This window comes from Sphingopyxis sp. GC21 (assembly GCF_025727575.1).
Classification (GTDB): Bacteria; Pseudomonadota; Alphaproteobacteria; order Sphingomonadales; family Sphingomonadaceae; genus Sphingopyxis; species Sphingopyxis terrae_A.
Genome location: NZ_CP095845.1, coordinates 317,804 through 331,496, shown reverse-complemented (window position 1 = coordinate 331,496; position 13,693 = coordinate 317,804). Strand labels below are relative to the sequence as shown.

11 protein-coding genes are annotated in these 13,693 nt (G+C 68.2%); 8 read left to right on the top strand and 3 right to left on the bottom strand.

What is annotated here, in order from left to right; translation table 11 throughout:
- Positions 1-122 precede the first annotated feature (122 nt).
- Positions 123-1,295 carry a GGDEF domain-containing protein gene (locus MU856_RS01545; RefSeq protein WP_062900883.1) on the bottom strand — a complete coding sequence of 391 codons (1,173 nt, stop codon included), beginning with the start codon at positions 1,293-1,295 and terminating at the stop codon, positions 123-125.
- Positions 1,296-1,490: 195 nt separating this feature from the next.
- On the opposite strand from MU856_RS01545, the gene MU856_RS01540 reads away from it, so the two are divergent.
- The 4 genes from MU856_RS01540 (at position 1,491) to MU856_RS01525 (ending at position 6,872) form a co-directional block, all read left to right on the top strand.
- Positions 1,491-2,699 carry a hydrolase gene (locus MU856_RS01540; protein WP_062902993.1) on the top strand — a complete coding sequence of 403 codons (1,209 nt, stop codon included), beginning with the start codon at positions 1,491-1,493 and terminating at the stop codon, positions 2,697-2,699.
- Positions 2,696-3,706, top strand: a complete 1,011-nt coding sequence (locus MU856_RS01535; protein WP_062900884.1) for an arginine N-succinyltransferase — start codon at positions 2,696-2,698, stop codon at positions 3,704-3,706. Before MU856_RS01540 ends, MU856_RS01535 begins: the two co-directional genes overlap by 4 nt.
- Before the next feature lie 3 nt (positions 3,707-3,709).
- Positions 3,710-4,960 carry an N-succinylarginine dihydrolase gene (locus tag MU856_RS01530; RefSeq protein ID WP_263588266.1) on the top strand — a complete coding sequence of 417 codons (1,251 nt, stop codon included), beginning with the start codon at positions 3,710-3,712 and terminating at the stop codon, positions 4,958-4,960.
- 76 nt (positions 4,961-5,036) lie between these two features.
- Positions 5,037-6,872, top strand: coding sequence for a gamma-glutamyltransferase family protein (locus MU856_RS01525; RefSeq protein ID WP_062900886.1), 1,836 nt, complete (start codon positions 5,037-5,039; stop codon positions 6,870-6,872).
- A gap of 22 nt (positions 6,873-6,894) precedes the next feature.
- Here MU856_RS01525 and MU856_RS01520 read toward each other — a convergent pair whose 3' ends face one another.
- Together MU856_RS01520 and MU856_RS01515 are read right to left on the bottom strand one after the other, a co-directional pair.
- The gene (locus tag MU856_RS01520) at positions 6,895-7,293 is read right to left on the bottom strand and encodes an acyl-CoA thioesterase (protein WP_062900887.1); all 399 of its coding nucleotides are present in this window, start codon (positions 7,291-7,293) and stop codon (positions 6,895-6,897) included.
- Positions 7,294-7,465: 172 nt separating this feature from the next.
- Positions 7,466-8,716: a threonine ammonia-lyase gene (locus MU856_RS01515; RefSeq protein WP_062900888.1), complete on the bottom strand. Its 1,251-nt coding sequence runs from the start codon at positions 8,714-8,716 to the stop codon at positions 7,466-7,468.
- 59 nt (positions 8,717-8,775) lie between these two features.
- On the opposite strand from MU856_RS01515, the gene MU856_RS01510 reads away from it, so the two are divergent.
- The 4 genes from MU856_RS01510 to MU856_RS01495 are packed head-to-tail and all read left to right on the top strand — an operon-like array spanning position 8,776 to position 13,686.
- The gene (locus MU856_RS01510; RefSeq protein ID WP_040589033.1) at positions 8,776-9,654 is read left to right on the top strand and encodes an NAD(P)-dependent oxidoreductase; all 879 of its coding nucleotides are present in this window, start codon (positions 8,776-8,778) and stop codon (positions 9,652-9,654) included.
- Complete coding sequence (locus tag MU856_RS01505) at positions 9,651-11,297, top strand: amidohydrolase (protein ID WP_234180996.1); 1,647 nt, start codon at positions 9,651-9,653, stop codon at positions 11,295-11,297. Before MU856_RS01510 ends, MU856_RS01505 begins: the two co-directional genes overlap by 4 nt.
- Positions 11,297-12,535, top strand: coding sequence for an NAD(P)/FAD-dependent oxidoreductase (locus tag MU856_RS01500; protein WP_263588265.1), 1,239 nt, complete (start codon positions 11,297-11,299; stop codon positions 12,533-12,535). Before MU856_RS01505 ends, MU856_RS01500 begins: the two co-directional genes overlap by 1 nt.
- Positions 12,532-13,686, top strand: coding sequence for an alpha-hydroxy acid oxidase (locus MU856_RS01495; RefSeq protein WP_263588264.1), 1,155 nt, complete (start codon positions 12,532-12,534; stop codon positions 13,684-13,686). The genes MU856_RS01500 and MU856_RS01495 overlap by 4 nt, the downstream gene beginning before the upstream one ends.
- The last annotated feature ends 7 nt before the right edge of the window (positions 13,687-13,693 follow it).

Sequence of the window (13,693 nt, the reverse complement as noted above, 5' to 3'; positions counted from 1 at the left end):
AGCACCCTTTGGTCAGCGCGATTGCGCGGATGGACCCGGGGAGGAAAGGGCCGCCGCCCTATGGCGCGATTGGGGCGCGATGGCAACCGCCCTTCGCGCCCCAATCGCGCCATAGGGCCGCGTCAGGCAGCGCCTATGGCGGGCAGCGGCGGCAATTCGCCGAGCGCCACACGCACAAGGTTCCGTCCCCCGGCCTTGGCGCTGTAAAGCGCGGCGTCGGCGCGGTGGAGCAGGTCATGCAGCGTGTCGCCGCGCCCCGCCTGCGCGACGCCGAACGACGCGGTGAAACAGCGATCGACGCCGAGCACCGGAAGCCGCTGCGCCGCAAAGCGGCCGCGCACCGTTTCGGCATAGAGCCGACCGTCGGACAGCAGCGCATCGGGCAGCAGCACCGCAAATTCCTCGCCGCCGACGCGTCCGACGATAGCCCCCTCGGGCGCCGCGTCCTGCAACAGAGCGGCAAAATGGGCGATCACGCCGTCGCCCGCCGCATGGCCGTAATTGTCGTTGATCTGCTTGAAATGATCGAGGTCCGCGGCGACGAGAACGCCGCGTGTACCGCCCGCCAGCGCCGATTCCCCATGCAGTTCGAAGCCGCGCCGGTTGAGCGCGCTCGACAGTGGGTCGGTTTCGGACCGCGCGGTCATCTCGGCGGTCGCATCGCGGATCATCACGAGCAGCAGCACCATTGCCACCGCGACCAGCGTCACCGCGCCCATCGACTGCGAAATCGCGGCATAGGTTGTCGCCATATAGGCCTGCGGCGCCGCGGCGGTTCCAACCAGCATGCCGATTGCGGGTTTCACCAGGTACAGCAGCGCCGCGACGAACTGCATCCCCATCAGCAGCAGGTCGAGCGCCTGGCGCCGTCCCGACCGCAGGATGACGACCCCCGCCAGCCCCTGCATCAGGCAATAGGAAAATTGATAGATCATGCCGCGCGCGGGTGACCCGTAAGGCAGCGAAAAGGCAAAGGGCGCCAACAGCAGCGCACTCGCCCAGATCGCGATCATCGCGCCGCGCGGCGTCGGCACGCGATAGTGGCGCGAGATGCCGATGAGGCAGAAACTGAGCGCGAGCAGGAATACGACAAAGATGCTGACCGCCACCGGCGTGGGATCGGTCTGGAAGGGCAGCAGGAATTCCAGCGCGACATCGACGATGCCCAGCGCATAGCCCGCCGCCATGAAGGCGGCGCCGCGCGCCATTCGGTTGGTCGCCGCGATCACGCCGAATGCCACCGCGAAAATCCCGGCGATGCACATGTTGATGACGAGGACGAAGGCGGCTGTCATGGACCCACTCGTTGGCGCGATGCCAAGGCCCTATGCCCCGGCAGACGAAGTTTCGGTTAACGCGTTGCGATTCGGACGCTTTCGCGCGCGACATCGCCTGCCTCGTCCAGCGATGTCAGTGATTTACCGTATCGCGTGAAAGATTGTTTCGCGCCGGGGGTGCCAAAGCCGGGCGCGGGCGGCTATAGGCTGCGCATGACCATCCTGAAGCCAAGCGAAACCGCCACGCTGGAGCGTGCGGCCGATGCGCCGATGCTGGCGCAGGTCGAACGCTGGGCCGCGGTCAACAGCGGCACCGGTAATCTTGCCGGGCTGAAGACCGTCGCCGGCCTGCTCGCCGACGCCTTTTCGGCGCTCCCCGGCACCCTGTGTCTCGTCGCGCCAGATCCTGTCGAAAGCGTCGATGCCGCGGGCCGCGTCCAGACGATCGAGCGCGGCGCGCATCTCCATCTTCGCGTGCGCCCCGAGGCGCCGGTCCAGCTGCTGCTGACCGGCCATATGGACACGGTGTTCGCCGCCGATCACCCTTTCCAGTCGCTCAAATGGCTGGAGCCGGGCGTGCTCAACGGCCCCGGCACCGCCGACATGAAGGGTGGCATCGCCGTCATCCTTGCCGCGCTGTCGGCGCTCGAGGCGTCGCCGCTGGCCGAGCGCGTCGGCTATGACGTGATGATCAACAGCGACGAGGAAACGGGCAGCCACGCCTCCGCCGCGCTGATCGCCGAACTGGCGCGCGGCAAGACTGCGGCGCTTACCTACGAACCCGCACTGCCCGACGGCACGCTCGCCGGCGCGCGCCCGGGCAGTGGCAATTTCTCCGTTCTGATCCACGGCCGCTCGGCGCACGCCGGACGCAACCCGGAGGACGGCCGCAACGCGCTCGTCGCCGCCGCCGACCTCGCACTCCGCCTCAATGCGCTGAAATCTCCCGACCTCAAGGTCAATCCCGCGAAGATCGACGGGGGCGGCCCCAATAATGTTGTCCCAGATCAGGCGATCCTGCGCGTCAACATGCGGCCGATGACCCCCGACGCGATGGCCGCCGCCGAAGCGGCGCTGCGCGACGCCATCGCCGCGATCCAGCGCGACCACGACGTCCATTGCCATCTCTACGGCGGCTTCAACCGTCCGCCCAAGCCGCTCGATGCCGCAGCGACGCGTCTCTTCGAACTGGTCCGCGACTGCGGCGCGGCGCTGGGCCTGTCGATCGGCTGGAACGCGACCGGCGGCGTGTGCGACGGCAACAATATCGCCGCCTGCGGCATTCCCGTCGTCGACACGATGGGCCCGCGCGGCGGCGCCATCCATTCGTCGGACGAATTTCTGATCGTCGACAGTCTCGCTGAACGCGCGCAGCTGTCAGCGCTGACCCTAACGAAAATAGCGGAACGGGGGACTGTGTGAGCTATGTGATCCGCTCGGCGAAACCGAGCGACCTGCAAAGCATCTACGAAATGGCGAAACTGACGGGGGGCGGCTTCACCAATCTGCCGCCCGACCGCAAGGCGCTGCGCGCCAAGCTCGATCGCGCCGAGGCCAGCTTCGCCAGCGACCGCGAGTATCCGTCCGACGAGCTTTACCTGATGATGCTCGAGGACACCGAAACGGGCGAGGTGCGCGGCACCTGCCAGATTTTCGGCCAGGTCGGCCAGCGCTGGCCCTTCTACAGCTATCGCATCGGCACCGACAGCAAGCACAGCGAGCAATTGGGGCGGACCTTCCACGCGCAGGTGCTCATGCTCAGCAACGATCTCAACGGGTCGAGCGAGGTCGGCGGCCTGTTCCTCCATCCCGCGGCGCGCGCCGGCGGGCTTGGCCTGTTGCTCGCACGCTCGCGCTATCTGTTCATCGCGCGGCACCGCGCGCGCTTCGGCGACCGCATCCTGGCCGAGTTGCGCGGGGTGATCGACGAAGCGGGCGGATCGCCCTTCTGGGACGGCGTCGCCGGCAAATTCTTCGGCATGAGCTTTCAGGAAGCCGACCAGTTCAATGCCGTTCACGGCAACCAGTTCATTGCCGACCTGATGCCCAAGCATCCGGTCTATATCGCAATGCTGCCCGAAACCGCGCGCAGCGTGATCGGCGTTCCCCATCCCACTGGCCGCGCCGCCATGCGGATGCTCGAGAATGAGGGCTTCGCCTTCGAAAATTACATCGACATCTTCGACGGCGGCCCGACGATGACCGCGCGCACCGATCAGGTGTCGAGCATCCGCGACGCGCAGCATGTCGAGGTGACGCGGGTCGCCGACCGGTTGGACGATGGCGCGGACGCGCTGATCGCGACGGGCCGCCTTGCCGATTTCCGCTGCTGCTTCGGCAAGGTCGGCGAGGGCGGCAGCATCGATGCCGAGACGGCGCGGCTGCTGCAGATCGGCACCGGCGATACCATCAGTTGGATCGGGCGCTGAGCCATGATCACCGAAATCAACTTCGACGGCATCATCGGCCCGACGCATAATTATGCTGGCCTCAGCCGCGGCAACATGGCTTCCGCCAGCAATGCCGGCGACGTGTCGCAACCGCGCGCCGCGGCGCTGCAGGGCATCGACAAGATGCACCACAACCTCGCGCTCGGGCTGCCGCAGGGCTTTTTCGCGCCGCTCGACCGCCCCGATGCGGCGTGGCTCGCGGCGCTGGCGACCGATCTCGACAGCGCCGAGGCGCATCTGCGCGCGCAGGCCTGGTCGGCTTCGTCGATGTGGGCCGCCAATGCCGCCACCGTCTCGCCCGCGCCCGACAGCGGCGACGGCAAATGCCATCTGACCGTCGCCAATCTCGTCACCATGCCGCACCGCAGCCATGAGTGGCAGGGCACGCTCGCCCAGCTCCGGCTCGCCTTCGCGCACTCGGCCTTCGCCGTCCACGGTCCGGTCCCCGTGCCGTTCGGCGACGAGGGCGCCGCCAATCACATGCGGCTGTGCGCCGGCCATGACCAGCCGGGGGTCGAGATTTTCGTCTATGGCGTCGGCGGCGGACGCTTCCCGGCGCGCCAGCATCTCGACGCCTCGAAAGCGATCGCGCGCCACCACCGGCTCGATCCCGACCGGACGCTGTTCATCCGGCAATCGGACACCGCGATCCAGGGCGGCGCCTTTCACAACGACGTGGTCGCCGTCGCCAACGAGCGCGTGCTGTTCACGCACGAAACCGCTTTCGAGGACCGCGCGGCGGCGCATGCCCAGATCCGCGCGGCCTTTCCCGAGGTCGAGATCGTCGAAGTCCCAGCGAGCGCAGTCAGCCTGCCCGATGCGATCAAATCCTATCTGTTCAACGCGCAGCTCGTCAGCCTGCCGAACGACGGCGGCATGGGGCTGATCCTCCCCACCGAAGCGCGCGAAACGCCGAGCGTGTGGACCTGGCTCGAGGCGCATGTCGCGGGCAACGGTCCGATCCGGCGGCTGTTTCCGGTCGACGTGCGCCAGTCGATGGCCAATGGCGGCGGCCCCGCCTGCCTGCGCCTGCGCGTCGTCGCCGATCCGGCGACCGTCGATCCGCGGTTCATGGCCGACGAAGCCAAGCTCGACCGGATAGCCGCCGTCGTCGCGGCGCACTGGCCCGAAGCGATCGCACCCGGCGACCTCGCTTCACCCGCGCTCACCGCCGACGTCCGCCGCGCCCGTGGCCAGCTGCTCGCGGCGCTCGACCTTACCGAACTCGAGTAGGGAGTCTCCACGCCCCTTGCCAAGCCTGCCGCATGGCGCAACAAAGGGACGACAGAAAATTCCAAAGGACATCGCCATGCGCCGTCGCACGCTTCTTGCTGCCGCCCCCGCCGTCGCCCTGTTACCGACCGCCGGGCTTGCCCAGTCCGCGAAGCCGGCGCCAAAAGGCGATCCGGCGCTGCCTCCCGCGTGGGACAAGGACAGCGAACGCTTCCTGCGACCCGACGTGCATGCCGGCGACCGGCCGGTCGGTGCGAGCTTCGCCTCGCGTACCGCCGCTTACGGCCTCAGCGGCGCGGTCGGCACCGCGCATCCCCTCGCGACGCAGGCGGGGATCGACATGCTGAAACGCGGCGGGTCGGCGGTCGACGCCGCCATCGCGACCAACGCCTGCCTCGGCTTGCTCGAACCCACCGCCAATGGCATCGGCGGCGACGCCTATGCGATGATCTGGGATCCGAAGGCAAAGAAGGTCGTCGGGCTGGCGGGGTCGGGCAAAAGCCCCCGCGCGCTTGACCTCGCCACCGTGCGGTCGCGCGCGACGGGCGGCGCGATCCCGGCTTATGGCGCGATCGCGGTGTCGGTGCCGGGGACGGTCGACGCCTGGTGGACGATGCACCAGCGCTACGGCAAGCTGCCGTGGAAGGAGCTTTTCGAACCGGTCATCGCCCATGCCGAGGCGGGCGCGCCGGTCCCCGACATGATCGCTTATTATATCCGCCGCAGCCTCGCCGGTTTTCGCCAGCCGGGGCGCGGGATCGAAGAGGTCGACAATGCGCTGCGCACCTATGGCATGGCCGACGGCAAGGGGCCGCAAGCGGGACAGGTGTTCCGCAACCCCGACCTTGCGCGCACCTTCCGCCTGATCGCCGAGGGCGGCCGCGACGTCTTTTACGATGGCGAGATTGCGCGGACGATCGACGCCTATTTCCGGCGCATCGGGGGCTGGCTGCGCCGCGAGGATCTGGCCGCGCACCGCTCCGAATGGATCGAGCCGCACCGCACATCCTACCGCGGCACCGACGTCTATGCACTCGGCGCCAACACGCAGGGCATCGCGACGCTGCAGATGCTCAACATCCTCGAAAATTTCGACCTGAAGGGCGCGGGGTTCCAGTCGGCGCTGTCGATCCATCTTCAGGCCGAGGCAAAGCGCCTCGCCTATGAGGATCGCGCGCGCTACTACGCCGACCCGCATTTTTCGAACGTGCCGGTCGAATGGCTGATCTCGAAGGACTATGCGGCCGAGCGCGCCCGGCTGATCCGCCCCGACCGCATCCTGACCCCGGTCCATCCGGGGCAGGCGCCGAGCCATGGCGACACCACCTATTTCAGCGTCGCCGACAAGGACGGCATGATGGTGTCGATGATCCAGTCGAACTTCCGCGGCATGGGGTCGGGGCTTGTCGCCGACGGGCTGGGCTTCATGTTCCAGGATCGCGGCCAGTTGTTCAGCCTGCAAGACGGCCACCCGAATATCTATGCCCCCGGCAAGCGCCCGTTCCAGACGATCATCCCCGGTTTCGCCGCGCATGGCGACACGCCGTGGATGAGCTTCGGGGTGATGGGCGGCGACATGCAACCGCAGGGGCAGACGCAGATCATGGTCAACCGCATCGACTACGGCCTTGAAATCCAGGCCGCCGGCGATTCGCCGCGCTGGCATCATGAAGGATCGTCGCAATCGATGGGCGAGGATGCGTCGGGGCTCGGCCCCAAGGGACTTCTGCGGCTCGAAAGCGGCGTTCCCGCCGCGACGCGGGCCCAGCTTGCGGCGCTCGGCTGGACGATCGGCAATCCCGACGGCGGCTTCGGCCGCTACCAGTGCGTCGAACATCGCATGGACGGCGACACGCGCGTCTATGCCGCGGCGAGCGAGATGCGCGCCGACGGCTGCGCCCTCGCCTACTGACCGCGCGGTAACGCCGGGCGCCTCACCGGTCGGCCTGAAAGGGGGCGACGATCGCGTCGGTGACGCGCAGCGGGCGGCCGCTCGCCTTGTCGAGCAGGGCCCAGACGGTGCGCGCGCGGACATGCACCGTGCCATCCGCGCCGGTGAATTCCATGAAGCGGTCGAACTTCGCGCCCTGCGGCTTGTCGGCGACCCAGGTCCGCGCGGTCACCGTCTCGCCGGGGCCGAGCGCGCGCAGATAGTCGATCTCGTGCCGCACCACGACCCAGATATAGGCATCCTTGTGGCTCTGCGGCGCCGCGGCGTCCCAATGCCCCGTCGCAACCTGCTGGATCCACTGGACCCAGACCGCATTGTTGACATGGCCCAGCTCGTCGATGGCGTCGGGCGTGGCGATAAGGGCGAGGGTGAATTCTTTCATCGCGGCACCATAGCAATCCCCTCCCGCAAGCGGGAGGGGCAGTGAGACTTGCGAACTTGTCCGCTAGTCGCAACGGGGTGGGCAAGAACGCGGTGTGGCTGGCCCACCTCGCTGCGGCTAGGCAGCAAGCTGCCAAGCCTCGCCGCCCCTCCCGCTTGCGAGAGGGGAAAAATCAGGCCAGCTCCACCGTCGTGACCATATAGCCCGCATCGCGCAGCGCCGAGACGAGGCTGTCGAGATGCTCCTTGTCGCGCGCCTCGCATTCGATGTCGGTGATCAGGCCCTTGGCGGGCAGCGTCGTGAAGATGCGCTGGTGATAGATTTCGATGATGTTCACCTGCTTTTCGTTGAACACCTCCATCACCTTGAACAGTGCGCCGGGGCGGTCCTGCAACCGGATGCGCAGCCGCGCGATCCGGCCCGATCGCGCAAGGTCGCGCAGCAGCACATTCGCGAGCAGGCGCGTGTCGATATTGCCGCCCGTCAGCACCAGGCCGACCTTGCGCCCGGCGAATTCCTCGGGATGCGCGAGCATCGCCGCGAGGCCCGCGGCGCCCGCGCCTTCGACCACCGTCTTCTCGATCTGGAGCAGCAGGCTGACCGCGCGCTCCAGATGGCGTTCGGCGACGAGCACGATATCGTCGTTGAGTGCGGCGACCAGCTTGCGCGTATAGCTTCCCGGCTCCTTGACCGCGATGCCCTCGGCGAGCGTATCGCCCTCGCACGCCATGTCGACGCCGTTCAGCTCGGCATACATCGACGGGTAAAGTTCGGCCTGCACGCCGACGAGCCGCATGTCATTCTTGATCCCGCGCGCCGCGGTGCCCATGCCGGCGAGCAGACCGCCGCCGCCGATCGGCACGATCAGCGTGTCGAGTTCGGGCACATCCTCGAGCATTTCGAGCGCGACCGTCCCCTGCCCCGCCGCGACGTGCGGATGGTCGAAGGGGTGAACGAAGGTCAGCCCGCGTTCCGCCTCGAGCTCGCGTGCATGGGCGTAGGCATCGTCGAATTTTTCGCCGAACAACACGATCTGCGCGCCGTGACTCGCGGTCTGCGACACTTTCACCTGCGGCGTCGTGCTCGGCATGACGATGGTGACGGGCACGCCGAGCCGCTTGCCATGATAGGCAAGTCCCTGTGCATGATTGCCCGCCGACGCCGCGATCACGCCGCGCGCCTTCGCCTCTTCGCTGAGCAGCAGCAGGGCGTTGAGCGCACCGCGTTCCTTGTAGGCTGCGGTGAATTGAAGATTTTCGAATTTCAGCCACACCTCGGCACCGACCAGCTCGGACAGCGTCTGCGACTTCAGCGTCGGGGTGCGGACAACCGCGCCATCAATTCGTCCCGCCGCCGCCCGCACATCGTCGAGGTTTATCGCCGGAAAATCGGCGGCGGCGGTCAGGATGGATTGATCGGTCATAGCGGCAAGCCCCCTACCCTATCTGGCGCCGCGCGCAAACCATGGTTATGGACCGCGGCATGAGCGAAGAAAAATTGCGCATCGCCTTTATCGGCACCGGCATCATGGGGGGCCCGATGGCCGGCCATCTTGTCAAGGCCGGTCATGCCGTCACCGTCTATAACCGCACCCGCGCCAAGGCGGACGCCTGGGCGGCGGATTATGGCGGTCAGGCAGCGGACAGCCCCGCCGCCGCCGCCGCGGGCGCCGATGCGGTGTTCGCCTGCGTCGGCAACGACGACGATCTCGCGGCGGTGACGCTCGGCGACGACGGGGCTTTCGGCGCGATGAAGTCTGGCGCGGTCTTCGTCGATCACACGACCGTCTCCGCCCGAATCGCCCGGCGCCTGGCCGAAGAGGCCGATGCGCGCGGCCTGCTGTGCGTCGATGCGCCGGTCTCGGGCGGTCAGGCGGGTGCGCAAAATGGGGCGCTGTCGATCATGTGCGGCGCCAGCGACGCCGCCTTCGCCGCCGCCGAGCCCCTGATGCGCGCCTATGCCGCGCGCATCGTGCATATTGGCGGACCGGGCGCGGGCCAGACGACCAAGATGGTCAACCAGATCGCGATCGCCGGCGTTCTTCAGGGCCTCTCCGAAGCGCTGCGCTTCGCCCAGGCGTCGGACCTCGACACCGACAAGGTGTTCGAGGCAGTGTCGGGCGGTGCCGCGGCAAGCTGGCAGATGCTCAACCGCTGGGGCACGATGGCGAAGGACGAATATGATTTCGGCTTTGCGGTCGACTGGATGCGCAAGGATCTGGGCCTCGCGCTCGACGAAGCCCGCGTCAACGGGGCGACGCTTCCCGTCGCGGCGCTGGTCGATCAATTTTATGCCGAGGTGCAGGGCGCAGGCGGCGGCCGCCTGGACACCAGCTCGCTCGTGACGAGGTTGCCGAAATGAAGCGCCTAGCCCTAACCGTCATCGCCCTCCTGCTCGCTGCACCCGCGCAGGCCGATACGCTCGTCGACAATGTCAACGGTATCACGCTCGACAAGGACGGCAAGGTCGTGCGCTTCACCGGCATGGTGATCGGCACCGACGGCAAGGTGAAGCAGCTCCTCGACCGCAAGGACAAGCGCCCCGAACGCCCCGATTTCAAGGAAGACGGCAAGGGCCGGACGCTGATCCCGGGCATGATCGACGCACACGGCCATCTGATGGGCCTGGGCCTGTCGCTCATGCTGCTCGACCTCTCGGACACGCGCTCGCTGGCCGAGGCACAGGCGGCGATCAAGAAATATGCCGACGAAAACCCAGAACTGCCGTGGATCATCGGGCGCGGGTGGAATCAGGAAAAATGGGGATTGGGCCGCTTCCCGACCGCGGCCGATCTCAACGCGGTCGTGCCCGACCGGCCGGTCTGGCTCGAACGCGTCGACGGCCACGCCGGATGGGCCAACAGCGCTGCAATGGCGGCGGCAAAGATCACCGCCGCGACCAAGGCGCCCGAGGGCGGCCGGATCGAGATGGCGGATGGCAAGCCCGCTGGCGTCTTCGTCGATGCCGCGGTCGCGCTGATCGACAGTGCCAAGCCCAAGCCGCTCGCGCGCGACCTTGACCGCGCCTTCCTCGCCGCGCAGCAGCAGTTGCTCGCCCAGGGGATCACCGCGATCGCCGACATGGGCACGACGATCCAGGAATGGCAGGCCTATCGCCGCGCGGGCGACAAGCACCAGCTCGCGATCCGTATCCTCAGCTACGGCGGCGACATCGACAATATGGCGCTGATCGCGGGTCCGGGGCCCACGCCGTGGCTCTATGACGACAAGCTGCGCATGGTGGGGGTGAAGCTCTATCTCGACGGCGCGCTCGGGTCGCGCGGCGCGTGGCTCAAGGCGCCCTATGCCGACGCGCCGGGCCAGAAGGGCCTGCCGCTGCTGACCCCGGCGCAATTGCGCAACAAGATGGTCCGCGCCTCGATGGACAAGTTTCAGGTCGCGATCCACGCCATCGGCGATGCCGCAAATGCCGAGGCGCTCGACGCAATCACCGATCTCACTGCCGATCTGCCCGGCGAACGGCGCTGGCGGATCGAACATGCGCAGATCGTCGATCCCGCCGACATCCCGCGTTTCGCCAAGCTCGGCGTCATCGCGTCGATGCAGCCGATCCACCAGCCGTCGGACCGGCTGATGGCCGAAGCCCGCCTCGGGCCCGACCGGCTGAAGGGCGCCTATGCGTGGCGCAGCATGGAAAATGCCGGCGTCCGCCTCACCTTCGGGTCGGACGTGCCGGTCGAAAGCGCCAACCCCTTCCCCGGCATCGCCGCCGCCATCTCGCGCACCGATGCACAGGGTCAGCCGTTCGGCGGCTGGCATCCCGAAGAAGCGGTATCGCGCGAGACCGCGCTCGACGGCTTCACGCGCAGCGCCGCCTATGCCGCCTTCGCCGAGGACCGGCTCGGCACGCTGATGCCCGGCATGCGCGCCGACTTCCTGATTGTCGACACCGATCTGCTGCTCGCCAGCCCCGAGGACATCCGCAAGATGGTGCCGCTCGAAACCTGGATCGGCGGCTACCGCTACTACAAAAAGGGCGGCTGATGGATCGGCGGCGTCTGCTCGGCGCGCTCGCCGCGGCGCCCGCCGCGCTGGCGCTCGGCGCGGCGACGAAAGAACCGAAGCGCAAGGATCCGCCGCAGCCGCGCGCATCGAAACGGCGCAAGGGCGTCAAATCGCCCGACAAGCATGTTGATGTCGCGGTCGTCGGCGCCGGCGCGGTCGGGGCATGGACCGCGTGGCATCTCGTCCGTCAGGGCCTCGATGTCCGGCTGTTCGATGCCTATGGCGCCGGGAACGGCCGCGCCGCCTCGAACCTCCCGACCATGCTGTACGATCCCGCACAGGGGGGCGACGCGCTCTACGCCGACCTCGCGCACGACAGCCTGCCGCTGTGGCAGCGCCTGTCCGACAGCGCCAGCCTGCCGATCGTGACCCAGTGCGCAGCGGTCACCACACTGCTGCCGACCGACAGCGCCGACGAGCCGCCGGGGACCGACCGCACGACCGGGCACAAGCTGCGCAGCCGCTTCGGCGCGATCGGCTGGCGCGACGAGGAAGCGGCTCTCGTCGCTGACAAGGCCGCGCTTCTCGCCGGCCGCCGCGCCATTCTCGAAACCATCCTCGACGCACAGGTCGATGTAGAAGACGTCGTCATGCCCGCGCCGCTGTTCGACAAGAAGCGCGACCTTTATATCCTGCCCGACGGCGGTACCGCCCGCAGCATCGTCTATGCGACCGGCGCGTGGCTGACCGAGCTTTTTCCGCAGATATTGACGCCCGCACGGCTGTCGGCGGTGCGCTACCAGCTTTTTCACGTCGGCCCCGGTCAGGGCGATGTCCAGTATCGCCCGCCCGCGATGCCCGCGCTGGTCGACCGCGCATACGGCTTCACCCTGCTCCCCGACATCGAGGGGCGCGGGGTGCGCGTGTGGAAAACCGCCCCCGATGCAACGGTCGATCCCGACAGCTTCGACCGCCGCGCCGACGATGCCGCGCTGGCCGCGGTGCGCCAGTGGCTCGCGGGCCGCGTCCCGCATCTGGCCGAGGCTCCGGTCGTCGCGAGCGCCGCCGCGCACGACTGCCGCACGATCAGCGGCGAATTGCTGCTCGACCGCCTGCCCGGCCACGCACGCGCCTGGCTCGCCGGCGGCGCGACGGGGCGTGCCTTCGCGCTCGCCCCGGCCATCGGCGCGCGTATCGCGGCGCACATCGCCGACCCCGCGCGCGCGATCGAACCGCGCTGGGCGCTCGCCCGCCTGACTGGAGCGACCACGACATGAAGCTGACCGACTGCCACAATATCGACGATTTCCGCGCGCTGGCGAAGCGGCGGCTGCCCTGGCCGGTGTTCGACTATATCGACGGCGCCGCGGATGATGAGGTGACGCGCCGCCGCAACCGCGCCGCCTTCGACCGGTGCGACCTCATCCCGCGCGTGCTGGCCGGCGTCGAATCGATCGACATGAAGACGACGCTCTTCGGCCGCGAGGTCGCGATGCCGCTTTTCCTGTCACCCACCGCGCTCCAGCGCCTGTTCCACTGGCAGGGCGAGCGCGCGGTGTTGCGCGCTGCCGCCGATGCGGGGACCGTCGCCGGCATATCGAGCCTCGCGACGATCGGCCTCGCCGAAGCGGGCGCGCTAACCGACGGCCCCAAGCTGTTCCAGCTCTATGTCCACAAGGACGAAGGGCTCAACCATGCGATGCTCGAGGCCGCGCGCGCGGCGAAGTTCGATGCCGTCGCGCTCACCGTCGATACGATCGTCGGCGGCAACCGCGAACGCTGCCTGCGCTCGGGCTTTACCTCGCCGCCGCGCTTCACCGCATCGAACATGCTGAGCTATGCGATCAAGCCCGGCTGGGGTCTCAACTATGTCTTGCGCGAAAAATTCAGCCTGCCCAACCTTGCGACGCACGTGTCCGAAGGGTCGAGCGTGCCCAAGTCGGTCGCCGAATATTTCACCACCATGCTCGACCAGAGCCTCGACTGGAAACGTGCCGAGGCGATCCGCAAGGCGTGGGACGGCCCTTTCTGCCTGAAGGGCATCGTCGCGGCCGAGGACGCGCGGCGCGCCGCCGACATTGGCGCGACCGCGATCATGGTGTCGAACCATGGCGGGCGGCAGCTCGACGGCAGCATTGCCCCCTTCGACGCGCTGGCGGCGATCGTCGAGGCGGTCGGCGACCGGGTGGAGGTCATCTGCGACGGTGGCATCACCCGCGGGACGCATGTGCTCAAGGCGCTGTCGGTCGGCGCGAAAGCCTGCTCGGGCGGCCGGCTCTATCTCTATGCGCTCGCCGCGGCGGGCGAAGCGGGGGTGGCGCGCGCCGTCGCGCTGCTCCGCGCCGAGATGGAGCGCGGCATGAAGCTGATGGGCGCAAAAAGCCTCGCCGACCTTGGGCGCGGCAATCTGCGCTGGCATTCCGAATAGAAGAAGA

Excerpts from the sequence above, each read along its gene's own strand:
- MU856_RS01545 (WP_062900883.1), bottom strand. The coding sequence starts at position 1,295 with ATGACAGCCGCCTTCGTCCTCGTCATCAACATGTGCATCGCCGGGATT.
- MU856_RS01540 (WP_062902993.1), top strand. The coding sequence starts at position 1,491 with ATGACCATCCTGAAGCCAAGCGAAACCGCCACGCTGGAGCGTGCGGCC.
- MU856_RS01530 (WP_263588266.1), top strand. The coding sequence starts at position 3,710 with ATGATCACCGAAATCAACTTCGACGGCATCATCGGCCCGACGCATAAT.
- MU856_RS01525 (WP_062900886.1), top strand. The coding sequence starts at position 5,037 with ATGCGCCGTCGCACGCTTCTTGCTGCCGCCCCCGCCGTCGCCCTGTTA.
- MU856_RS01520 (WP_062900887.1), bottom strand. The coding sequence starts at position 7,293 with ATGAAAGAATTCACCCTCGCCCTTATCGCCACGCCCGACGCCATCGAC.
- MU856_RS01515 (WP_062900888.1), bottom strand. The coding sequence starts at position 8,716 with ATGACCGATCAATCCATCCTGACCGCCGCCGCCGATTTTCCGGCGATA.
- MU856_RS01510 (WP_040589033.1), top strand. The coding sequence starts at position 8,776 with ATGAGCGAAGAAAAATTGCGCATCGCCTTTATCGGCACCGGCATCATG.
- MU856_RS01505 (WP_234180996.1), top strand. The coding sequence starts at position 9,651 with ATGAAGCGCCTAGCCCTAACCGTCATCGCCCTCCTGCTCGCTGCACCC.
- MU856_RS01500 (WP_263588265.1), top strand. The coding sequence starts at position 11,297 with ATGGATCGGCGGCGTCTGCTCGGCGCGCTCGCCGCGGCGCCCGCCGCG.
- MU856_RS01495 (WP_263588264.1), top strand. The coding sequence starts at position 12,532 with ATGAAGCTGACCGACTGCCACAATATCGACGATTTCCGCGCGCTGGCG.